The following is a 22491-nucleotide window of genomic DNA, read 5'->3' on the forward strand; positions in this document are numbered from 1 at the left end:
ACCCCTACGGCGGCATCCGGCCCCTCCCCGACGCCCTCCGCACACAGGTCCGGGCGCGTGGACAGGGCGGGGGCGGAGGCGGAGCGGCTGTCAAGGCCGGTGCCGGGCGGGTGGCGGCGCGGCCGGTGCAGGAGCGGCAGCGCTGCCGCCGGGTGTGCGCCCTGCCCGTGGCCGCGCCCCGGCGCCTACAGTGTGACGCCCCCGGTCACCGGCTCCCGCCCCGCTCGCCGTCCACGCCCGCCCTCCGCACGGGGACGGACGGGACGCGAGGGGCACCGGCGACCGCTCATGTGAACGGCACACCATCCCGTAGCCCGCCCCGGGCCGCGCCGCCGTCACGGCACGGCGGTCCTGGGCGCGTCGTATGCCGCTGGAGGCCGCTGTGTCCCGACCCTGTGTCGCCCTGATCGCCGATCCCACCTCGCCGGAGGGGTGCCGGGAGTACCTCGCCCGGGCCGTCGAGCTGCTCACCGGCGCTCCCCCGGTGCGCCTGGACTCCCGGTACTTCACGGTCGGCGGCGCCGGACGCGCCGTGCCGGAGGACGGGCGGTTACGGCTGAGGGTGCCGGACGAGGGCGTGGACGTGCTGCCCGACGTGGTCGTGCTGTACGAGATCCCGCCCCAGCGGCGGCGGGAACTGGCGCCCTTCCAGCGGGTGTTGGCGCGCTCGGGGGTGGCGCCGCTGGTGGGCACGCCTCAGGCGTGGCGGGCGGCGACGGAGAAGGACCGCACGATCGCGCATTTCGCGCGGGACGGGGTGGCCCACATGGAGACCGTGGTGCTCTCCCGGCCGTCCCGGCCGGAGGCCGTGGCCGCCTTCGACAAGCTGGGACGGGACGCGTGGGCCCGTCCGGTGGTCGGCACGGGCGGCAACGACACCTTTCACGTCACCGACGTCGCGCGGCTGGCACGGGCGGCGGACTTCTACGCCGAGCGGGGCACGGACTGGCTGCTGTCACGGGACGCCGGAAACTTCACGGCCGACGGGCGGCGCCACCAGTTCCGGGTCTTCGTGCTGCACGGCCGTGTCGTGCACGCCCGTGAGCATCTCCAGCCGGCGCTCGACACACCGTGCAACACCTGCCAGGGCGCGACACCGGTGCCGATCGCGCCGGCGGACCTGCCGCCGCGGCCGGCGGAGCTGGCCGTCGCGGCGACCGCGTCGACGGGACTGCCGTTCGCCGGGGTGGACCTGGCCGTGGAACAGGGCGGGGTCGTCTTCGAGGTCAACGTCCAGCCCGCCTTCGTGGACGGGGAACTGCCGACGGTGGCGGTGCCGTACGTGCGGGCACATCTGGAAGCCGTCCTCGGGCCGCGCCCGGCCGGCCGGGCGCCGGCGGGAGCGGCGACGGAGGGGTGACCCACGACCCGCACGAGCGGGCTCCGGGATTCACGCGCGGGCTTCGGGGATGCACACGCCGGCTTTGGGGATTCACGTGCGGGCTTCGGGGATCATCCGATCGGCCTTCCGGCGGCGACTGGCCCGGGCGGGCAGGGCAAGTAGGCTGAGATGAACGCTGTGTGTGCGTCGCGAGCCGACGGAAGAGCACCCCGTGAACAGAAGTCTGCGCGTGCTTCAGCAGGGAGTGGGCTGGTTCAAGGACCACCACCTCCTGCGGCGCGGCAGGGAGCTGGAGCTGATGCACCGGGCCATGGGGTTCGCCACCCTGGCCCTCGTGACGCTGGCTCCGCTGCTGATCGTGGTGGCCGCCGCGGATCCCCTGCAGCGTGGGGGCTTCTCCGCGTGGCTCGCCGACGGGATGGGGCTGTCGGGCCGCTCCGCGAAGATCCTCACGGACATCAGCACCCCGCCGAGCAACGTGGTCAACGCCACCAGTGTGTGGGGCGGTATCGCGCTGGCCGTGTTCGGTGTGTCCTTCGCGGGCAGCGTGCAGAACGGCTACGAGCGGATCTGGAACCTGCCGCCGGGGCCCTGGCACAAGATCTGGCGTCAGGCGGCGTGGCTGGCGGCCCTGACCGTGTACCTGTACCAGGAGGTGCAGACCCACGCGGCCCTCAGCGGGCCGGAGCGGATCGCCCTGTCGTCGGCGACGGGCATCGTCTTCTTCTGGTGGGGCCAGTACTTCCTGCTCGGCGGTCAGGTGCGCTGGCTGCATCTGCTGCCGGGCGCGGTCGCCACGATGGTGGGCCTGGTCGGTCTGCGAGGCTTCTCCTTCCTCGTCTTCACCCCGCTGATCCTCGACAACGCGATCAGCTACGGCACGGTCGGCATCGTCCTCGTCGTGGAGTCCTGGCTGATCGGGGTGGGCTTCGTCGTCTACGGCGGCTCGATGTTCGGCCACTGGCTGTACGTCCACCACCTGTGGGACAGCGAAGCGGGTCCCCCGGGCTCCGGCACCCGTCTGCGGGGCCCGGCGCCGCAGCCGCCGGGCCCGGACCCCGGGCCGCCGCGCCGCCGCTGACGCCGGCCGGGCCGTGCCGGACCGGCGGGACGACCGTGCCCCGGATCCGGGCCGGAGCGGACATTGGATAGAGTCGCTCCATGTCGCACCCTGACAAGCTGCTGGTCGAGATCGCCGCGCACGTGGAGGCCGGACACAGCAACCAGATGTCGCTGACCGTGGTCGTGGACGGAGCCGTGATCACCGGGCGGCTCGCACCGGAGAAGGTCTGGCGCCAGCGGGTCGCCGAAGTACTGCGGGACTCCGAGCAGCTCGGCCGGTTCGCCGGCATCTTCACCGCGGGGCACCAGGAGGCGGCCGCCTCCGACGATCCGAAGCCCCCGACGCACCTGCACTTCCATCTGGCCCGGATCATCCAGGGCACCACCGGCATCCCCGAGAGCGGCGGCATGTACCGCGTCGCCATCGGGGACGTGACCGCCTGGACCATCGGGGACGTCCGCTACTCCGACGGCTGATCCCTGTCGGGGAGGTCCGCTGCGGCGACGGCTGATCCTGTCGGGGAGGTCCGCTGCGGCGACGGCTGATCCATCCCTTACGAAGCCGTGACGTGCCGGACGGGGAACCGCCGGCGTACCCGCCGCGGGCCTAGCCTGCGCCCATGCGTGTACTGGTCACCGGCAGCGCCGGGTTCATCGGGTCCCATGTCGTCGAGGCACTGACCGAGCGCGGCCACCAGCCGGTCGCGTTCGACGTCCGCACGGACCCCGCCGCGGACGTACGGGACGCCACGGCGGTGGGGCGGGCGCTGGCCGGCGTCGACGCCGTCTGTCACCAGGCCGCGAAGGTCGGTCTGGGGACCGTGTTCGCGGACGCCCCGGACTACGTCTCGCACAACGACCTGGGTACCGCCGTCCTGCTCGCGGAGATGGCCCGGGCCGGGGTGCGCCACCTGGTGCTGGCCGGGTCGATGGTGGTCTACGGGGAGGGGCGGTACACCTGTGCGGCGCACGGCGCGGTCCGGCCCGGGCCGCGAGCCGTCGCCGACCTCGCGGCGGGACGGTTCGAGCCGAGGTGCCCGGCGTGCGGCGGGGGCCTGGAGCCCGGCCTGGTCGGCGAGGACGCCCCGGCCGATCCGCGCAACGTCTACGCGTCGACGAAGCTCGCCCAGGAACACCTGGCGGCCGCCTGGGCGCGGTCCACGGGCGGTGGGGCGGTGTCGCTGCGCTACCACAACGTCTACGGTCCGCGGATGCCGCGCGACACCCCGTACGCCGGGGTGGCTTCGTTCTTCCGCTCCTCTCTCGCCCGGGGCGAGGCACCCCGCGTGTTCGAGGACGGGTGCCAGCGCCGGGACTTCGTGCACGTACGGGACGTGGCCGCGGCCAATGTGGCGGCGCTGGAGGCCTGTTCGGCCGGGGGCACGCTGACGGCGTACAACACGGGCAGCGGCGAACCGCGCACCGTGGGCGAGCTGGCGCGTGCGCTCGCCGCGGCGCACGGCGGGCCGCAGCCCGTGGTGACGGGCGAGTACCGGCTGGGGGACGTCCGGCACATCACGGCGGACTCCGCCCGGCTGATCGCCGAGCTGGGCTGGCGGCCCCGGGTGGGCTTCGAGGCGGGTATGCGGGAGTTCGCCACCGAGGCGTGACCCGGTCGCCGGGGACGCGCCCGCCGGGCCGGGGGTCCGGGACTCCGGGCGGCCGGGACTCCGGGGGCCGGGAGGCCCGGAGATCCGGGGCCCGAGGCCCGGAGATCCAGAGGGTCCGGAGACTGGACACCCGGAGGCCTGGGAGCCCGGAGGCCTGGAGGTCCGGACGCCCGGACACCCAGAGGCCCGGAGGGTCCGGGGGCCCGAGGCCCGGACGGGGGCCCGAGGCCCGGACGGGGGGCCCGAGGCCCGGAGATCCGGACGCCCGGCGGCCCGGAGGGTCCGGGGCTCCGAGGCCCGGACGGAGGGCCCGAGGCCCGGAGATCCGGACGCCCGGCGGCCGGGAGGCCCCGGGAGCCCGGAGGTCCGAGGCCCGGACGCCCGGAGATCCGGGGGCCCGGAGATCCGGAGGCCCGGACGCCCGGACACCCAGAGGCCCGGAGGGTCTGGGGGCCCGAGGCCCCGACGCCCGGAGATCCGGGAGCTCGGACGCCCCGGGGCCCGGACGCCCGGGGGGGCCGGGGGTCCGCGGGCCCGGGGGCTCGGGGTGACGGTGTGAGGTGTCAGGCCTCGGCGGTCGGCAGGACGACCTCGAAGCGGCAGCCGCCCACGACGTTGCGGACGGCGGCCCGGCCCTGGTGGGCCTCGACGATGCCGCGGACGATCGCCAGGCCCAGGCCCGCGCCGGCCGGCGGGGTGCGCGCGTCGGAGCCTCGCCAGCCGGTGTCGAACACCCTGGGCAGGTCCTCCTCGGGGATGCCTCCGCAGCCGTCGGTCACCGACAGCACCACGCCGTGCGGGGCGCGTTCGGCGGCCACCGCGACCGTGCCGTCGGCCGGGGTGCGGCGGATCGCGTTGATGAGCAGGTTGCCCAGGACACGGCTCATCTCCTTGCCGTCGACCTCCACCGGGACCGGCTCCACGCGATCGCCGACCAGGCGCACACCGTGCTCGCGGGCCAGCGGGCCGGCCCCGGCGAGGGCGTCGCCGACCAGGTCGTACAGGGAGATCCGGGAGCGGGTCAGGGCGAGGGTGCCGGCATGGATGCGGGACAGTTCGAAGAGGTCGCCGACCATGTCGTTGAGGCGTTCCACCTCGGTGCGGATCTGCCGCAGATAGCGGTCGGGGTCGGCGGCCACCCCGTCCTCCAGCGCCTCCGCCATGGCCCGCAGGCCGGCCAGCGGGGTGCGCAGATCGTGCGAGATCCACGCGACGAGTTCGCGGCGGGAGGATTCCAGGGCGCGCTCGCGCTCGCGGGACTCGGCGAGCCGGGCGCTGGTGGCCGCGAGTTCCCGGCTCAGCTCGTCCAGTTCGGCCGTCGTCGGGCCGTCGGGCGCGGCGAAGGAGCCGGCGTCGCCGAAGGAGCGGGCGGCCAGGGCGAGTTCCCGGCTGCGGGCGACCACCCAGCGGCCCAGCAGCAACGCGGTCGCCAGGGAGACGACGGCCGCCATCGCGACCACGGTGGTGACCACGCTGAGGTCGTGCGAGGACAGGAACATCGCCTGGGCCACCGCCAGGGTGCCGGCCAGCATCGCGCCCACGGCCACCGCCGCGACCACGGTCAGCGAGGCGATGAGGGAGCGCCGGCGGATCAGCCGCAGGACGCCCGCGCCCACCAGGCCGGTGGCGGCGGCACCGCAGAAGGCGTAGAGAGCGATCAGCAGGGTGTCGGACACGTCAGCCCTCCTCGCTCCCGTCGCTGCCGGCGGGGTCGAAGCGGTAGCCGACCCCCCACACGGTCTGGATCAGGCGCGGCCGGGCCGGATCGTCCTCGACCTTGGCGCGCAGCCGCCGCACATGGACGGTGACGGTGGACAGGTCGCCGAAGTCCCACCCCCACACCTCGCGCATGAGGTCCTCACGGCTGCAGGCGCGGCCGGGGTGCTGCAGGAAGAAGGCGAGCAGGTCGAACTCGCGCAGGGTCAGGGCGAGTTCGACTCCTTCACGGGTGGCGCGGCGGGCGGCCGGGTCGACGGTGAGTCCGGCGGCGGCGAGCGGGGCCGCCGCCGGCCCGGGGCGGGTGCGGCGCAGCACCGACTGGACCCGCAGCACCAGTTCGCGGGGGCTGAAGGGTTTGGTGACGTAGTCGTCGGCGCCGACCTCCAGACCGAGCACGCGGTCGTCCTCGTCACCGCGGGCGGTGAGCATGATCACCGGGACGGGGCCGCGTTCCCGTATCCGGCGGCACACCTCCAGGCCGTCCATGCCGGGCAGCATCAGGTCGAGGACGACCAGGTCGGGGCGGTTGCGGGCGGCCCGCTCCAGCGCGCCGGGACCGTCCGCCGCGCGGTCGACGGCACAGCCGGCGCGGGTCAGGTAGCCGGCGACGACCTCGGCGACGGTGGGGTCGTCGTCGACGACCAGGACCCGGGCGCGGGGCGCCGCCGGGCCGTCGGCCACGGGCTGCGCGAAGGGGTGCGGCTGCTGCATGGGTCCAGCCTCGCACCGCGCCCGGCCCGGTGGTGCGCACGGAGGGTTCCGCCCGTCCGATGTCCGTGTTTCGTAAGGAGCCATGGCCCGGAATGCCGGTTTTGCGTCCGTAGGGTGAGTGCCGTGACGACCTCTCCCGCCCGCTGCGGCGTCGACGTGATCCTGCCCTGCCTCGACGAGGCCGAGGCGCTCCCCTGGGTGCTGGGCCGCATCCCGCCCGGCTGGCGGGCGCTTGTCGTGGACAACGGCTCCAGCGACGGCTCCCCGGAGCTGGCCCGCGCCCTCGGCGCGACGGTCGTGGACGAGCCGCGCCGCGGGTTCGGGGCCGCCTGCCACGCGGGGCTGACCGCGGCGAGCGCCGAGATCGTCTGCTTCTGCGACTGCGACGGCTCGCTCGACCCGGCCCTGTTGGTGCCGTTCGTCGACGAGATCCGCTCCGGCGCGGCCGATCTGGTCCTCGGCCGGCGCCGGCCTCGGGGCCGCGGCGCTTGGCCCGCGCACGCCCGCGCCGGGAACATCGCCCTGGCCCGGCTGGTGCGCCGCCGCACCGGACTGCGGTTGCACGACCTCGGCCCGCTGCGGGCCGCCCGCCGCGAGCCGCTGCTCGCCCTCGGTCTGACGGACCGGCGCAGCGGCTACCCCCTGCAGATGGTCGTGCGGGCCGCCGACGCCGGCTGGCGCATCACCGAGCACGACGTGCCGTACGTGCCGCGCACCGGGGCCTCCAAGGTGACCGGTACCTGGCGTGGCACCTGGCAGGCGGTACGGGACATGAGCCGCGCCCTGGCCGAGCCGGCCGCGGACGGGGTGTCCCGGTGACCACGCTGGTCGTCATCGCCAAGGAACCCCGGCCGGGCCGCGTCAAGACGCGGCTCACACCACCGTTCACGCCGCGGCAGGCGGCCGCGCTCGCCGAGGCGGCGCTCGCCGACACCCTGACCGCGGTGGCGGCGACGCCCGCGGCCCGGCGCGTCCTCGTCCTGGAGGGCCGCCCGGGGCCGTGGCTGCCGCCCGGATTCGACGTCGTACGGCAGTGCGGCGGCGGCCTGGACGAGCGGCTCGCGGACGCCTTCGCCGGCTGCGACGGCCCGGCGCTGCTCATCGGCATGGACACCCCGCAGGTGACGCCGCGCCTGCTCGATGTGGACTTCGACGAGTGCGACGCGTGGTTCGGGCCGGCCGAGGACGGCGGCTTCTGGGCCCTCGGCATGGCCGAGCCCGATCCCCGCTTGGTACGGGGCGTGCCCATGTCGACGCAGGCGACGGGAGCCGTGCAGCGGCAGCGGCTGCTCGCGGCGGGGCTGCGCGTGCGTGACTTGCCCCGGCTGCGCGACGTGGACACGGCCGACGACGCGGCGGCGGTCGCCGCCGAGGCCCCCGACGGCGGTTTCGCCGCGCGACTGTCCCGGCTCACCGCGGGCTCGGACCGGTGAGCGCCACGCATGAGGCCGCGCCACCGGCGGCAGCCCGGCGCCGGCCTGCGGGCGGGGTGCCCGCGTGGGCCGGGGACGAGCCCTACGCCGGTGCGCTGCGTGCCGGGCGTGGGCCGCTGTTCCTGCGGCGGGCCGACGGGTGGCTGCTGCCGCTGGAGGTGGAGCGGTGGTGTGCCGACGCCGACGCGGTGGACCTGGCGGTGCTGGACCGCTGCGAGGGTTCCGTCCTCGACGTCGGGTGCGGGCCGGGCCGGCTGGTCGCCGCGCTCGCGGAACGGGGACGGCCGGTGCTGGGCCTCGACGTCAGCGAGGCCGCCGTCGCCCACACCCGGCGACGGCTGCGCCCGCCACGAAGCACGGCCGCCGCCACGTCCGCGGCGCGCGCGGAACTCCGCGCATGCCCGGACACGGGTGCGGCCTGCACGTCCGCGCACACGGGAGACCCCGCCTGCCCGCACACGGCAGCCGACGCCTCCCCGCACACGACACCCTGCGCACCGCCGCCGGGCGAGTCGGTCCGGCCGCCGGAGAGCGAACCCCGCACGCCCCGGCCCGGGTCCTGCGCAAGGCCGACCGGTGGGGCCTGCGCGCCGCCGTCCGGCGGAGCCTGCGCCTCGCCCCCCGGCGCAACCTCCGCGCCGCCGCCCGTCGCGGCCTGCGCGCTGCCGCACGGCGGGGCCTGCGGGCAGCCGCCCTGCCGAGCGTGCGAGCCACGATCCGGCGGAGCCTGCGTGCCGCCGCCCACCGGAGCCTGGCCGTCGCCGCCCGGCGCAACCTCCGCGCCGCCGCCCGGCACAGCCTGCGCGCTGCCGCCTGGCGGGGCCTGCGCGCCGCCGCCCGGCGCGGCCTGCGGGCAGCCGCCCTGCCGAGCGTGCGAGCCACGGTCCACCGGAGCCTCCACCTCGCGGCCCGGCTCAACCTCCGCGTCCCCGCGCGGCGGAGCCTGCGCATCGCCGTGCGGCGGAGCCTGCTCGCAGCCGGTCGGTGACGCCTGGGCGCCGTCGCACGCGGGGGCTTCCGTTCTGTGCCGGTCCGTGTTCGCGTCGCTGCCCGGCGAGGGGCGGTGGGGCACCGCGCTGCTGCTGGACGGCAACATCGGCATCGGCGGTGATCCCGCGGCCCTGCTCGGCCGGCTGGCCCGGGTGCTCGCCCCGGGTGGCCTGGCACTCGTCGAGACCGCGCCGGTCGACGTCGACGAACGGGTCACGGTCCGTCTCGCCGGCCCCGGCGGTACGGTCGGCAGCCCGTTCGCGTGGGCCCGCATCGGCACGCCCGCCCTGCTGCGTCGCGCCCGGCGCGCGGGCTGGCGTGCCGCCGGTCAGTGGACGGCGGGCGGCCGGTGCTTCGTCGCCCTGCGCAGCCGCCACACCAGCAGCACCGCGGAGCCGCCGAAGAGGGCGGCGCTGATCAGCAGCCAGCGGGCCGCGAAGCCGGCCGCCGACAGCCCGGCGACCCGCTCGTAGCGGTCGGCCACCTGGCCGCTGATCAGGGGAAACCACACGAGGAGCAGCAGGCCGGAGAGCGCGGCGGGCACCCGTACGTACGGCGCCCACGCGCGGCCGCCGACCGCGCCGCACGCCCTCAGCAGGGCGCGGTCCGCGGCGGCGTACAGCGGCAGCAGCACCAGGTCGTGCAGCAGCGCCGCGCCGACGAACCACAGCGCGACGCCGAGCCAGTCGCCGGCCAGCAGCCGCACCCCGGCGTACCCGGCGAGCGCGAACGAGCAGGCGAGCAGCAGCAGTCGGAGCGGGCTTTCGAGGGTGAGCCGGTGGCGCATCACAGGGCTCCGAAGGTCAGCCGGGCCACCCACTTGGTGTTCAGCACACCGGGCGCCGCGGGGACGATCACCCGGGCCGGATAACCGTGGTCCAGGGTGAGGGGCTCGCCGTTGACGGACAGGGCGAGCAGACTGCGGCCGTCGGCGACCTGGTCGGCGCTCAGCGCGGCCCGGCGGAAGGCGCCGTGCCGCTGGAGCGACTCGACGAGTACGTCGGTGGAGTCGTCGTGACCGACGAGCGCGGCGAGGTCACGCAGCCGCACCCCGCGCCACCACTGGTCGGAGGTCGACCAGCCCTCCACGCACGCGATCGGCAGCGCGGCGCTGTGCTGCGGCATGCTCAGCAGCCGGTCACGGGTGAGGCGGACGGTTCCGGTGCGGCCGGTGACGACCAGCCGCCACGCCTCCGCGCCGGTCTCCGCGGCCCGGATGCCGGCGTACGCGGCGGTCTTGTTGATCTGGAAGCCGCCGGGTCCGCCCCCCGGATCCGCCCAGCCGTGCGGGGCGAGCAGGGCCGTGCGCCGCAGCGGCCCGTCGAAGCTGCGGCCGGCGCTGGTGGCGAACAGCAGCAGCGAACCGCCTCCGACCAGCCACAGCGCGCCGCGGCGGGACACGCTCGGCACGTCCGGCCGCGGGGAGACGAGGTCCGCGCCGCTCGCCTGTGCCGGCTGGGTGTGTCCCCGCCGCCGTACGTTGCGCACGGCCGCGGGCACCCGCAGCGCCGCGTGCACGACGAACGCGGCGAAGAAGACCCAGGCACCGTAGAAGTGCAGCGGGTAGAACGAGCCGGGGAAGAGATAGTCGAGCTGGACGTTGAGCACGCCCGTGGTGAACTCGAACAGCGCTCCCCCGACCAGCAGCAGCAAGGAGACACGTTCCAAGGCGTGCGTGAGGGACCGGGCCGGCGGCAGGGCGAACAGCTTGGGCACCACCGACCACAGCTTGGCCAGCAGTACGGGGATCAGCGTGATGCCGAGCGTGACGTGCACGCCCTGGGTGAGCCGGTACAGCCAGACCGGGTTCGTCGGCCAGGCGAAGAGATAGAAGCCGAGCAGGCCCTTGCCGGGCGTCTTGTCGTTCACCGGGGACAGCCCCGGGTTGTAGGCGGCGTAGGACACGAGTCCGGTCACGAACAGCACGGTGACGCCGACGAGCAGCACCAGTCCGAGCACCGAGGTGAACCACGGCCCGCGCAGCGGGCTGCGCCAGAAACCGGGCGAGGTGGGAAGCCGTTGGTCGCGCATGTGCCGACCGTAGGCCGCGATCGGTGCGGTGGCGGGGCTGCGACCCATGACGAAACGCTGACGTCGTGCCGCCGGGGCGCCGAAGGGAGTGCCGTTCGCCCTAGCGTGCCCGTGTGAACCGAGCCCTCCTGCGCGACCTGTACGCCGTCGTCGCCGCCGCCCTGCTGGTGTCGGCGGCGGTGCTCGTCGGCCGCCACATCCGGGATTACCCGCACAAGCTGTTCGTCGACTGGCCGCCGCTCGTGGGGTTCTGGGGTCCGCACACCGGCCCGGGCACGCCGGCCGCCGTGGCGGTGGCGGCCCTGGTCGTGGGGTACGGCCCGGTCGCCGCGGCCCAGCTGCCCTGGCGGGCGCTGCTCGCCTCGGTCTGGGGCTCGGCGCTGGCCTGGATCTGGTCGCTGGCCCTGGTCGACGGCTGGCACCGGGGTGTCGTCGGCCGGCTCACCACCCGCTACGAGTACCTCCGGGCCGTCGACCGTTTCCACGACATCCCGGCGGCCCTGCGCGACTTCACCCACCACATCCTGCTGCACTCCCCCGGCAACTGGCCCGCTCATGTGGCCGGGCATCCGCCGGCCGCGACGCTCACCTTCGTGCTGCTGGACCGGGCCGGCCTGCGCGGCGGCGGCTGGGCCGGGGCCTGGTGCATCACGCTCGGTTCCACCGCCTGCGTGGCCGTGCTGGTGGCGGTGCGCCTGCTGGCCGGGGAGGAGCCGGCCCGGCGTGCGGCGCCGTTCCTGGTGCTCGCCCCGGCGGCCGTGTGGATGGGCACGTCCCCCGACGCGTACTTCGCCGCCGTCGCCGCCTGGTCGGTGGCGCTGCTCGCGGTGGCGGTGACCCGGCGGTCCGCGGCGGCGGCGTCGGGTTCGGGGCTGCTGTTCGGGCTGACCTGCTATCTGTCGTACGGCCTCACACTGATGGCGCTGGTCGGGGCGGCGGTGGTGCTGCTCGCGCGGCCGCCGGTCCATGTACTGCTGCGCGGCGCCCCCTTCCTGCTCGCCGGTTTCGCGGTGGTGCCGGCGCTGTTCACTCTCGCCGGCTTCGACTGGGGGGAGGCGTACCGGCTGCTGGTCCAGCGCTACTACCAGGGCGCCGGGGGTGTGCGCCCGTACGGCTACTGGGTGTGGGCGAACCTGGCCTGCACCGTGCTGGTGGTCGGCGCGGCGACCGTGGCGGGGCTGCGGCGGGCGGGCGCTGTGGCGGTCGGCGAGCGCGGGGCGCTGCGTCGCACGTCGGCCCGCGCCGAGCCGTCGCCGCGGCTGCGCCTGACGGTGCTCGTGTGCGCGGCCCTGCTCGCCCTTCTCGTCGCCGACCTGTCCGGTATGAGCAAGGCGGAGACGGAGCGCATCTGGCTGCCGTTCGCGGTGTGGCTGCTGCCGGTGGGGGCGCTCCTGACCCGGCCACGGGCCTGGCTCGCCGCCCAGGCGCTGCTCGCCCTGCTGCTCAACCATCTGCTGTGGACGGGCTGGTGAGGCTGGTCCGGCACGTCTCCCGCGGCGCGTTTCGCACGACCGCCTGATCCTCGCGTCAGCGACGGTTGACCTGGGTCACCTCCGCGAGTGATCGCCCGGTGCGCTGCCGGGGCGACGCGTCCCCGCGCGATGATCATGGTGCGGTGACGTACACCTCCCCACTCCCCCGCCGCCGCGGCCTGCTGGTCGCCGCCGCGCTCGGCGTGCTGAGTCTGCTGCCCGTGCCGCCCGCGCACTCCGCCGCGAGCGCGCCCCGGCCGACCACGCCCTCGGAGCGCACCACCGACGCCTATCTGCACGCCGTGCGCGACGACCCACGCCTGCTGCGCCGCTTCTTCGCGGCCATGCCCAAGGGCGGCGATCTGCACAACCACCTCTCGGGTGCGGTGACGACCGAGTATCTGATCGAGCTGGCCGCCGAGGACGGACTGTGCGTCGACACGGCGACGACGACCGCGGTGCCCCCGCCGTGCGGCCCCGGCACCCGGCCGGCCGCCGACGCGCGCACCGACCGCGCCTTCCACGACACGCTGGTGCGGGAGTGGTCCATGCAGGACTTCCCGCCGGACGGCAACGGCCACGACCACTTCTTCGACACCTTCGGCAAGTTCGGCGAGGTGACCTGGCGGCATCGCGGCAAGCTGCTGTCCGAGGTCGCCGACACCGTCGTACGCGACAACCAGTTCTATCTGGAGACCATGGTCTCGCCCGCCTCCGACAGCGCGAAGAAGCTGGCGAACGAGGTCGGGTGGGACGCCGATCCGGCCCGGCTGCACGGCAGGCTGACGGCCGGCGGGAAGCTCGACGCGCTGGTGGCCGAGGCCCGCAAGGAGGCCGACGACGCCGACGCCGAGTTCCGTGCCACGTCGCACTGCGGCACACGGCGGGCCCGGCCGGGGTGCGGGCTTCAGGTGCGGTGGATCTCGCAGGTGTCCCGGGGCAGCGCGCCGGAGCGGGTGTTCACGCAGCTGGCCCTCGGGATGCGGCTGGCGGAGCGGGATCCGCGGTTCGTCGCGGTCAATCTCGTGCAGCCGGAGGACTGGGACAGCTCACTGCGCGACTACAGCCTGCAGATGCGGATGGTGCGGTACCTGCGGGGCGTCTACCCGAAGGCCCATGTCACGCTGCACGCCGGTGAGTTGTGGCCCGGGCCCGTCAAGCCGGCCGACCTGAGGTTCCACATCGCCGAGGCGGTGAACGTCGCCGGAGCCGAGCGGATCGGACACGGCGTGGACCTCGTCCACGAGGACGACTGGCAGCACACGGCACGGACCATGGCGGACCGGGAGATCGCCGTGGAGGTGCCGTTCAGCAGCAACGCGCAGATCCTCGGGGTGCGCGGGAACGATCACCCCTTCGCCACGTACCGGGCCTTCGGCGTGCCGGTGGTGCTGGCGACGGACGATCCCGGGGTGAGCCGGATCGACATCACGCACGAGTACCAGTACGCCGCGGAGACGTACGGGCTGTCCTATCCCGAGCTGAAGGATCTCGCCCGGGCGTCCCTGGAGTACGCGTTCCTGCCCGGGGAGAGTGTGTGGCGGGGCGATCCGGCGCGGGAGGGGTATGCGCCGGTCGCGGCCTGCCGCGGTGCCGAGCCCGGGCGGGGTACTCCGGACGGCGCGTGCGGGCGGCTGCTGGCCTCCAGCCCGAAGGCCGCCGTCGAGTGGCGGCAGGAAGCGGCGTTCCGGGCCTTCGAGCGGACCGTGGGTCTGGTGCCGTAACACTCCGCCGGGGCCGTCCTGCGGGTGCGGGTGCGGTGCGTCGTGGATCCTCGCGTCGCTCCCGCGCCCCGTCAAGCCCGCGACGGCCCCGTCCGATCAGGGCCCCGTTCGATCAGGGCCCCGTTCGATCAGGGGGTGCTCGTGCTCGACCGGACCAGCAGACGGGGTTCCACCAGCGCCGGTTCCGTGTGTGCGTCGGGGTCCTCGATGTGGCGCAGCAGGTGGGCCACCGCCAGGGCGCCCATCTGGGTGAACGGCTGCGCGACCGTGGTCAGGGAGGGCGAGCAGTACTCGGCGAGTTCGATGTCGTCGACGCCCACCACGGAGATGTCCTCGGGCACCCGGCGGCCCAGCTCGTGCAGGGCCCGGATCACGCCGAACGCCATCTCGTCGCTGGCGACGAAGACCGCCGTGGCGTCGGGGATGCGGCCGAGGATCAGTCCGTTGCGGTAACCGGACGCGGGTGACCAGTCGCCCTCCAGCGGGGGCGGTACCGGCCGGCCCGCTTCCTCCAGGGTGGCCCGCCAGCCGTCCCGGCGGGCCGCCGCTTCCAGCCACTCCTCGGGGCCCGCGATGTGCCAGACGGTCTCGTGGCCGAGGTCGAGGAGGTGGCGGGTGGCGAGGCGGGCGGCCAGGGTCTGGTCGACGGCGACCACCTCGGTGGCGGCGGTGCGGGAGCCGTCGATGGTGATGGTGGGGACGGAGCGGGTGAGCTGTTCGATCCGTGGGCTGGTGTGGGTGAGCGGCACGGACAGGATCACGCCCTCGACGTCCTGGTCGGCCAGGCGGGACAGGGCGTCCTCGATGGCGGCGGTGTCCAGGGAGGCCGTCGTCGCCGTGCTGACCGCGTAGCCGGCCTCGCGGGCCGCGTTCTCGATGCCGGAGGTGACCGCGGCGCGGGAGTAGAAGGTGGTCTGGAGGGTCACCACGCCGATCGTGCGGCTGCGGCCGGAGGACAGGGCACGGGCGGCGTTGTTGCGGCGGTAACCGAGCTGTTCCACGGCGGCCAGGACCTTGGTGCGGGTCTTCTCCTGGACGTTCGGGTGCCCGGAGAGCACGCGGGAGACGGTCTGCGCGGAGACCCCCGCGAGCCGGGCCACGTCCGCCATCGCGGGCGGCCGTTCCGCGCCGGCAGTCCGAATCGCCATGTGCCCCTTCCCCAGGTCGGTGGGCTCGATGATATCGCCCACATGGCGGGGTCGGCCGGGGTGCGCGCGGGTGGCAGCCCGGACTGTTGGCATCGATAACATTCTCTGCCATAGTGACGGCCGTCGGCACGATAGGGGTGGCGTTATGCAGCGGTCCGTTGCGGGTGAAGAGGTTTCGGGACGGGGAGAGATATCGATAACAACACCTTCGCGTCCCTGCCTGACGTATGCCGGCGGCACGCTGCTGCGCGCCGGACGGCCGCATCGTGTGCTCGCGGGCTCGTTGCACTACTTCCGGGTCCACCCCGGGCAGTGGGCCGACCGGCTCGACCGGCTCGCGGCCCTCGGGCTGAACACCGTGGACACGTATGTGCCCTGGAACTTCCACGAGCGCACGCCGGGTGACGTCCGCTTCGACGGATGGCGGGACCTGGGCCGCTTTCTGCGGCTGGCGCAGGAGCGCGGGCTGGACGCGATCGTGCGCCCCGGGCCGTACATCTGCGCCGAGTGGGACAACGGTGGGCTGCCCGCCTGGCTGACCGGCACGCCCGGGGTGCAGCCGCGGACCTCCGAGGCGTCGTTCCTCAAGGCGGTGGGCCGCTGGTTCGATCATGTCGTGCCGCGCATCGCGGAGGCGCAGGCCGGCCGCGGCGGGCCCGTCGTCGCGGTGCAGATCGAGAACGAGTACGGCAGTTACGGCGACGACGCGGCCTATGTGCGCTGGGTTCGCGACGCCCTGGTCGAGCGGGGGATCACCGAGCTGCTCTACACCGCCGACGGCCCGACGGCGCTGATGCAGGACGGGGGCAGTGTGCCCGGGGAGCTGGCGGCGGCGACGTTCGGTTCGCGGCCCGAGGAGGCGGCGGCGCTGCTGCGGGCACGCCGGCCCGGCGAGCCGTTCCTGTGCGCGGAGTTCTGGAACGGCTGGTTCGACCACTGGGGCGAGAAGCACCATGTGCGCTCGGCCCACAGCGCCGCCGAGGACGTCGGCGGCATCCTCGACGCGGGTGGCTCGGTCAGCCTGTACATGGCGCACGGCGGCACCAACTTCGGCCTGTGGGCGGGCGCCAACCACGACGGCGAGCGATTGCAGCCGACCGTCACCAGCTACGACTCGGACGCGCCGATCGCCGAACACGGGGCGCTGACCGAGAAGTTCTTCGCGCTGCGGGAACTGCTGTCCGCCGTGCGCGGCACCGACCTGCCGCCGGTGCCCTCCGATCCGCCGGTGCTCGGCCCCCGCTCGCTCGCCGTGACGCACGGCGCCGCGCTGCTGGACGCGTTGCGCGCCACGGGTGAGCCGGTGCGCGCCCCGGCACCCCTGAGCTTCGAGCAGCTCGGTCAGTCCGCCGGTCTGGTGCTGTACGAGGCCGAGCCGCTGCTGCCCGAGGGCCGCCACGAGGTGACGGTGACCGGACTGCACGACCGGGCCCAGGTCTTCGTCGACGGCGCACCCGTGGCCGTACTCGAGACGGAGACCGCCTCGTTCATGGTCGACGGGGCCGGGAAGCGGGTCCGGCTCGGGCTGCTCGTGGAGAACCAGGGGCGCGTCAACTACGGGCCGCTGCTCGGCCAGGGCAAGGGGATCCTGGGCGGGGTGCGGGTGGAGCGCCGGCTGGTGCACGGCTGGACCATGTACCGGCTGCCGCTGGACCGGTGGACGGCACGGGACCTCGCGGCCGCCACGGCTGCGGCGCCGGCCGACGGCCGGGCGGGATTCGCCACCGCGACCCTCGACGTCGGCGAGCCCGCCGACACCTTCGTGCGTCTGCCCGGCTTCGGCAAGGGGTTCCTGTGGGTCAACGACACGCTGCTCGGGCGGTACTGGGACATCGGTCCGCAGACCACCTACTACGTCCCGGGGCCGATGCTGCGGCCCGGTGACAACACCCTGACGGTCCTGGAACTCGAACACCTCGGTGCGCACATCGCGCTGGAGGACAGGCCGGACCTCGGTCCGGCCGAGGAGTACATCGAGACCTTCGACTGACCACCCCCTGGTTCCGCGTCCCCCGGAGGACCCCATGCCCCTGGCAGCCGCCGGTGCGCTGCTCACCGAAGCCGCCGCCCGGCACCGTGTCGTCGCCGCGTTCCCCGTGCTCACCCTCGACCATGCGCAGGCCGTCGTGGAGGGCGCCGAGGCCGTCCGCTCACCGGTGATCGTGCAGTTCGGCCCGGACGCCGTACGGCACCACGCGGGCCGGCTGCTGCCACTGGCCCGGGCGGTGGCCGAACTCGCCGAACTCGCCACCGTACCGGTGGCGCTCCACCTGGACCGGGTGCGCAGTACCGCGCTGCTCGCCCAGGTCGCGCACGGCCGGTTCAGCTCGGTGTTGTACGACGCGGGGCTGCTGCCCTGGGCGCGGAACGTGGCCACCACCCGTGAAGTCGTCCGCTGGGCCCACGAACAGGGGCTGTGGGCGGAGGGCGAGTGGGCCGGGCCGGCCGATCCGGAGACGGTCCGGGCCTACGCGTACGCCACCGGGGTCGATGCGCTCGTCGTCACCGACCCCGTGCTGCTCACCACGGCCCTGGACATCCCGTTGGTGCTGCGTGCCTCCCACCGGCCGCCGGTGCCTGCCGGCGTGGCGAAGCTGGTGCTCGGCCCCGACCTCGACGCCGCCCTCACCCGGGCCCTGCACGACCGGCTCGTCCGGGACGCGCACGCGGACCCGCGGGTGTACCTCGCCGACGGCCGACGCGCGATGGCGGCCACCGTCGCCCGCAGCCTCACCGCTCTCGACGCTCAACTCCCTCCCCCACCGAGTAAGGAGCACCTGTGTCAACTCCTCGACGAAGAGGCATCGGCACGGCCGTCGCCGCGGCCCTCGGCCTGACCTGCGCCCTGACCACCGGCACCGCCCAGGCGTCGGACCCCGCCTACACGGTGACCGTCGGCGCGAAGGGCGCCTGGACCCACCCCGACGACACCCCCGCCGCGCCGTACCTCGACAGGGACGGCACGTTCTACTACCAGCAGGCGCACGCCCTCTACGGCGCCGGCGACAGCCGGCAATGGACCTTCTACACCGGCAAGGACTTCGACACCGCCACCCGCTCCAGCGCCCTCAGCGACGCGGTGAACCCGGCCGACCCGGCCGACCGCAACAACGACACCACCGCACGCTGCAACAACAGCCCCACCGGCAAGGAAGCCACCTACGCCCCCACCGGGTCGGGCTACGCCCAGCGCAACTACTGCGACCTCGCCGGCGTGTGGGTCGACCCGGACACCGGCGACTGGTACGGCCTGGTCCACAACGAGTTCACCCCCCAGCCCTTCGCCGACGGACTGCACTACGACGCCATCGACTACGCCGTCTCCCACGACCAGGGCCGCACCTGGACGATCAAAGACCACGTGATCACATCGCCGTACAGCACGAAACGCGGCGACACCGGCGCCTTCCCCCAGCAGACGTACCACTACGGCGACGGCGACCCGCGCCTGTACGCCGACACCGCCTCCGGCTACTTCTACGTCTTCTACGGCTCCCGCATCGTCGACAAGGGCGGCAGCTGGAAGGCGTTCCACGCACACGTCGCCCGCGCACCGATCGCCGGCAAGATGGCGCCCGGCAGCTGGCGCAAGTGGTACGACGGCACCTGGAGCGAACCGGGCACCGGCGGCCGCGAGAGCAACATGATCCCCGTCGACCCCGCCCACCCCACCGGCTACACACCGGCCGGCCAGGAATACGACCCGGCCACCCCCGGCACCGCCGCCCAGCAGATCGCCGCGGGCACGATGCCACCCACCTCCCCCCTGTTCGTCATGGACATCACCTACAACGCCTACCTCGGCCTCTACATCGGTGAACCGCAGGCCGTCGACCAGAGCGGCAACGCGCCGCAGCAGTTCTACGCCACCGACGACCTCGCCTCCCAGAAATGGCGGCTGATCGGCGACACCGGCAGCCACACCAACGCCTCCTGGTACCGCTGGTTCCTCGACCCCGCCAACCGCACCAGCAGCCAGATCATCGGCAAGTCCTTCCGCTCCTACTGCTCCTTCGGCTGCTCGAACGGCTCCTACGGCGAGTACGTCGACGTCACCATCGGCACCTCGGCGCCGGCCGCGCCGGTCGATCCGGGCACGGTCTACCGGATCTCCGGCGGGGGCGGGCGGGTCCTCGCCCAGATGTCCGGCAGCTCCGCCACCACGTCGCTGGCCGCAGCGACCGGCTCCGACCTGGAGGCGTGGACCTTCACAGCGAACGGCGACGGGTCGTACCGGATCGCCAACGCGGCCACGGGCCGGCTGCTGGGCGTCGACTCCTCCGCCACGGCCCAGCGGGCCTGGGGGACGCGTCCGACGGTCACCGCGGCCGGTTCGGGCGGCCCGACCGTCGGGCAGCAGTGGTTCGTCGTCCCGGGACGCACGGCCGCCGGTGCGCCCACGGGGACCTACCGGCTCGTCAACCGCTACAGCGGGCTGGTGATCGGGCTGTCCGGCGTCTCGGGCCGACTCGCCGAGACCACTCCGGTCCGCTCCTGGACGGACACCGCGGGGGGTGCCGTCGGCGGGGCGCGCGGCGCGGCCGAGCAGACCCTGACGCTGACGCCGGTCGGGACGGCTCCGTCGCTCGACGGTACGCACACCCTCGCCACGGGCGGCAAGGCGCTCGACGACCCCGGGCACAGCACCACCGCCGGCACGCAGCTCATCACCTATGCCGCGAACGGGGGCGCCAACCAGAGCTGGACGTTCACCCGGCAGACGGACGGCTCCTACACGCTGGTCAACGCCGAGTCCGGGCTGTGCGCCGATGTGGAGGGCGGCTCGGTCGCCGCGGGCGCCAAGGTGATCCAGTGGCCGTGCACCGGGGGCGCCAACCAGCACTGGACCGTACGGCGCCTGGCGTCCGGCGCGTACACGGTGGCGTCGGTGAAGAGCGGGCTGCTGCTGACGACGGCGTCGACGGCCGACGCCGCGCCGGTGACACAGCAGGCCGACAGCGGCTCGGCACTCCAGCAGTGGGTGATCGGCTGACGCCGGACAGGGATGCGGGAGCCGGGCACGGAGTGGTCGGCTGACGCTCGATACAAGGAGCGGGGCCCGGGCAGGAAGCGGTCGGCTGTCCTGCCCGGGCCCCGGTACGACGGTCAGCGGGCCGCGGGACCCGGACGGCTCACGGGGCGATCGGCAGGCGGCGCTTGTGCTCCGTGACCCGGTAGCGGTGGACGATGGCCGCGAAGGCTTCCTCACTCACGGGCTTGCCCTCGAGGAAGTCGTCGATGTCGTCGTAGGTGACGCCGAGGGCCTCCTCGTCGGGGCGGCCCGGGTTCAGCGTCTCCAGGTCCGCGGTCGGCGTCTTCCACACCAGCTCGGCGGGAGCCCCGAGGGCATCCGCGAGCGCCCGCACGCGCCGCTTGGTGAGGCCGGTGAGCGGGACCACGTCGGCCGCGCCGTCGCCGTACTTGGTGAAGAAGCCGGAGACCGCCTCGGCGGCGTGGTCGGTGCCGACGACCAGGCCGTCGTGCGCGCCGGCCACCGCGTACTGGGCGATCATGCGCTGCCGGGCCTTGACGTTGCCGTGCACGAAGTCCTGGTGGTGGTCGTCACGGAAGACGGTGTCCCCGGCGAGCAGTGCCTGCAGGGCCGCGTCGCTCGCGGGCCGGATGTCGACGGTCAGCACGCGGTCGGGCCGGATGAACTCCAGCGCCCGCTGCGCATCGTGCTCGTCGGCCTGCACGCCGTAGGGCAGCCGCATCGCGAAGAACGTCGCGTCGTGCCCGGCCGCCCGGGCCCGCTCCACGGCGAGCTGGCACAGCCGGCCTGCGGTCGAGGAGTCGACGCCGCCGCTGATGCCCAGCACCAGCGCGCGCAGGCCGGTGGAGGTCAGCCGGTCGGCGAGGAACGCCACCCGGCGCTCGATCTCCCGCTGCGCGTCGAAGTCGGCGCTCACCTCCAGCTCACGGGCGATCTCCTGCTGCACGGCCATGGACGCCGGGTCGGTCACGGTTGCTCCTTCGGTACGGGACTGCGGGGTCTTCAGGGACGGGTACCCGGCAATGCCGAGGTACCGCTGTCCGAGGTGTAGCCGTTGGGGTGGCCGGCGGGCGTGCGGAAGACGCCGGCCGCGCCGGTGGTCTCGACGATCTCGCAGGCCTGCGGTCGCTCACCCGGCACGCCGTCACCTTCCCCGAGCTCGCGGTTGTCGCTCCGACGATACGACACGGCGTGCGCCCCACGCCGCGCCGGGCCGCGCCCCTCCGCGCTGGTCAGACCCGGCGCGGGCGGCGTACGGAGGGGGCGGGCCGGTGTCGCCGTACGGGCGCCCGAAACCGGCGGCCGTCGCGTGAGCGCCCCTCCCCCCGCCCCGTGTCCCTCGGACTCCGGTCGACTGTCACACCTTGTGTGTGGTCACGAAGCCGAGGGACGCCAGCCTCTCCGCACGGCACAGCTGGTCGGAGGCGCCGCCCACCTCGGTCTGGAGGAGCTGGTAGTCAGCGCCGTGAGACTGACCCCAGTGCATCGCAGCACGCCACAGCAGGCGTCCCAGGCCGTTCCCGCGGGCATCAGGCAGGACAGCGAAATACTGCGGCATCAGCTGGCGGTATCCGACAGCGTCGGGGCGGATTTCCATGGGGCCGATCGCTCCGACTACACGCCCCTCGAGGGCCGCGGTGAGGACCGGTCCGCACAGACCTGCCTGCATCTGGGAGTGCAGGAAAAGCAAGCCGTCTGCGGCCATCGCCTGGGCGTACGGTTCGAACGTGTCCCGCACCGCGGCCGGCCAGGCGGTGAACGGCCGTACCGGGCCGCCCCGGTCTTCGCAGGGTCGGGCAGCGAAGTCCTGGAGCTGGATCCTGACTCCACTCACGGGCACGGCCTCTGGGCCGAGCGGCCGCACCACTCGGGCGCCAGCCACGCCGTACTCGGCAGCGATCTTTGCGGCAAGATCGGCGGCCTCGCTGAGGATGTCGCCTCGGTGGCCGTAGGCGAAGACCTTGGTGGTGCCGCGGCCGCGCGTCGACAGGGTGGGAATCAGGGTGACGTCGGGCTGGTGGACGATGCCGTCGGCGATCACGGTCTCGTCCTTCTCGCTGCTCCAGCGGCGGTCCTTGTCGTAGTGCAGGAAGTACCGGTCCATAGCGGCCGCGGTGCGGATGTCCTCGAAGAGGTCGACCGTGAGGGCGTGGGGGTGGACAGGACCGAGGGTGGGCACGATCGGTGCGGTGAGCACCGGGCGTAGCCAGTCCCAGCGGAAGAACATGGTGGCACCTTAGTCGTTCCAGGGGCATG

At 74.4% G+C, this 22491-nt stretch carries 19 protein-coding genes; 12 read left to right on the forward strand and 7 right to left on the reverse strand.

Going from position 1 to position 22491, the window contains the following annotated elements; genetic code table 11:
* Positions 1-382 precede the first annotated feature (382 nt).
* The 4 genes from AB0E88_RS22925 (at position 383) to AB0E88_RS22940 (ending at position 4014) form a co-directional block, all read left to right on the forward strand.
* Positions 383-1360, forward strand: coding sequence for an alpha-L-glutamate ligase (locus tag AB0E88_RS22925; protein WP_361633218.1), 978 nt, complete (start codon positions 383-385; stop codon positions 1358-1360).
* A 193-nt stretch (positions 1361-1553) separates the two neighbouring features.
* The gene (locus tag AB0E88_RS22930; RefSeq protein ID WP_361633220.1) at positions 1554-2423 is read left to right on the forward strand and encodes a ribonuclease BN; all 870 of its coding nucleotides are present in this window, start codon (positions 1554-1556) and stop codon (positions 2421-2423) included.
* Between the two features lie 80 nt (positions 2424-2503).
* Positions 2504-2881 (forward strand): hypothetical protein, encoded by a 378-nt coding sequence (locus AB0E88_RS22935; protein ID WP_361633223.1) that lies wholly within the window; start codon positions 2504-2506, stop codon positions 2879-2881.
* Positions 2882-3024: 143 nt separating this feature from the next.
* A complete protein-coding gene (locus AB0E88_RS22940; RefSeq protein WP_361633226.1) occupies positions 3025-4014 on the forward strand; it encodes an NAD-dependent epimerase/dehydratase family protein in 990 nt (329 codons plus the stop codon).
* A gap of 563 nt (positions 4015-4577) precedes the next feature.
* On the opposite strand, the gene AB0E88_RS22945 is transcribed toward AB0E88_RS22940, so the two are convergent.
* Both AB0E88_RS22945 and AB0E88_RS22950 read right to left on the reverse strand, forming a co-directional pair.
* Positions 4578-5690, reverse strand: coding sequence for a HAMP domain-containing sensor histidine kinase (locus tag AB0E88_RS22945; RefSeq protein ID WP_361633229.1), 1113 nt, complete (start codon positions 5688-5690; stop codon positions 4578-4580).
* A gap of 1 nt (position 5691) precedes the next feature.
* Complete coding sequence (locus AB0E88_RS22950) at positions 5692-6444, reverse strand: response regulator transcription factor (protein WP_361633232.1); 753 nt, start codon at positions 6442-6444, stop codon at positions 5692-5694.
* A gap of 114 nt (positions 6445-6558) precedes the next feature.
* Between AB0E88_RS22950 and AB0E88_RS22955 the strand changes: the two genes are divergently transcribed.
* The 3 genes from AB0E88_RS22955 to AB0E88_RS22965 are packed head-to-tail and all read left to right on the forward strand — an operon-like array spanning position 6559 to position 9340.
* Positions 6559-7263, forward strand: coding sequence for a glycosyltransferase family 2 protein (locus tag AB0E88_RS22955; protein WP_361633235.1), 705 nt, complete (start codon positions 6559-6561; stop codon positions 7261-7263).
* A complete protein-coding gene (locus tag AB0E88_RS22960) occupies positions 7260-7877 on the forward strand; it encodes a DUF2064 domain-containing protein (RefSeq protein ID WP_361633238.1) in 618 nt (205 codons plus the stop codon). The genes AB0E88_RS22955 and AB0E88_RS22960 overlap by 4 nt, the downstream gene beginning before the upstream one ends.
* A complete protein-coding gene (locus AB0E88_RS22965; RefSeq protein ID WP_361633240.1) occupies positions 7874-9340 on the forward strand; it encodes a methyltransferase domain-containing protein in 1467 nt (488 codons plus the stop codon). The genes AB0E88_RS22960 and AB0E88_RS22965 overlap by 4 nt, the downstream gene beginning before the upstream one ends.
* 313 nt (positions 9341-9653) lie before the next feature.
* On the opposite strand, the gene AB0E88_RS22970 is transcribed toward AB0E88_RS22965, so the two are convergent.
* Entirely contained in the window at positions 9654-10898 is a 1245-nt protein-coding gene (locus AB0E88_RS22970; RefSeq protein WP_361633243.1) for a molybdopterin-dependent oxidoreductase, read from the reverse strand.
* Positions 10899-11011: 113 nt separating this feature from the next.
* On the opposite strand from AB0E88_RS22970, the gene AB0E88_RS22975 reads away from it, so the two are divergent.
* Together AB0E88_RS22975 and AB0E88_RS22980 are read left to right on the forward strand one after the other, a co-directional pair.
* The gene (locus tag AB0E88_RS22975) at positions 11012-12370 is read left to right on the forward strand and encodes a hypothetical protein (RefSeq protein ID WP_361633246.1); all 1359 of its coding nucleotides are present in this window, start codon (positions 11012-11014) and stop codon (positions 12368-12370) included.
* Positions 12371-12513: 143 nt separating this feature from the next.
* A complete protein-coding gene (locus tag AB0E88_RS22980) occupies positions 12514-14094 on the forward strand; it encodes an adenosine deaminase (protein ID WP_361633249.1) in 1581 nt (526 codons plus the stop codon).
* A gap of 128 nt (positions 14095-14222) precedes the next feature.
* On the opposite strand, the gene AB0E88_RS22985 is transcribed toward AB0E88_RS22980, so the two are convergent.
* Positions 14223-15242 (reverse strand): LacI family DNA-binding transcriptional regulator, encoded by a 1020-nt coding sequence (locus AB0E88_RS22985; protein ID WP_361633252.1) that lies wholly within the window; start codon positions 15240-15242, stop codon positions 14223-14225.
* Positions 15243-15387: 145 nt separating this feature from the next.
* Between AB0E88_RS22985 and AB0E88_RS22990 the strand changes: the two genes are divergently transcribed.
* Genes AB0E88_RS22990 through AB0E88_RS23000 form a run of 3 tightly spaced genes read left to right on the forward strand, consistent with a single transcriptional unit; the run spans position 15388 to position 20235 of the window.
* Positions 15388-17232, forward strand: a complete 1845-nt coding sequence (locus AB0E88_RS22990; protein WP_361633255.1) for a glycoside hydrolase family 35 protein — start codon at positions 15388-15390, stop codon at positions 17230-17232.
* 34 nt (positions 17233-17266) lie between these two features.
* Positions 17267-18079: a class II fructose-bisphosphate aldolase gene (locus AB0E88_RS22995; protein WP_361633258.1), complete on the forward strand. Its 813-nt coding sequence runs from the start codon at positions 17267-17269 to the stop codon at positions 18077-18079.
* On the forward strand, positions 18022-20235 hold the full coding sequence (locus AB0E88_RS23000; RefSeq protein ID WP_361633261.1) for an RICIN domain-containing protein: 2214 nt from the start codon (positions 18022-18024) through the stop codon (positions 20233-20235). Before AB0E88_RS22995 ends, AB0E88_RS23000 begins: the two co-directional genes overlap by 58 nt.
* Positions 20236-20374: 139 nt before the next feature.
* Here the strand turns inward: AB0E88_RS23000 and nadE are convergent, their stop codons facing one another.
* The 3 genes from nadE to AB0E88_RS23015 form a co-directional block, all read right to left on the reverse strand.
* Positions 20375-21205 (reverse strand): ammonia-dependent NAD(+) synthetase, encoded by an 831-nt coding sequence (gene nadE, locus AB0E88_RS23005; protein WP_361633264.1) that lies wholly within the window; start codon positions 21203-21205, stop codon positions 20375-20377.
* Positions 21206-21237: 32 nt separating this feature from the next.
* Positions 21238-21375, reverse strand: coding sequence for a hypothetical protein (locus AB0E88_RS23010; RefSeq protein ID WP_361633267.1), 138 nt, complete (start codon positions 21373-21375; stop codon positions 21238-21240).
* A 217-nt stretch (positions 21376-21592) separates the two neighbouring features.
* On the reverse strand, positions 21593-22462 hold the full coding sequence (locus AB0E88_RS23015; RefSeq protein WP_361633269.1) for a GNAT family N-acetyltransferase: 870 nt from the start codon (positions 22460-22462) through the stop codon (positions 21593-21595).
* Positions 22463-22491 lie beyond the last annotated feature (29 nt).

The organism is Streptomyces sp. NPDC028635, from assembly GCF_040637635.1.
GTDB lineage: Bacteria > Actinomycetota > Actinomycetes > Streptomycetales > Streptomycetaceae > Streptomyces.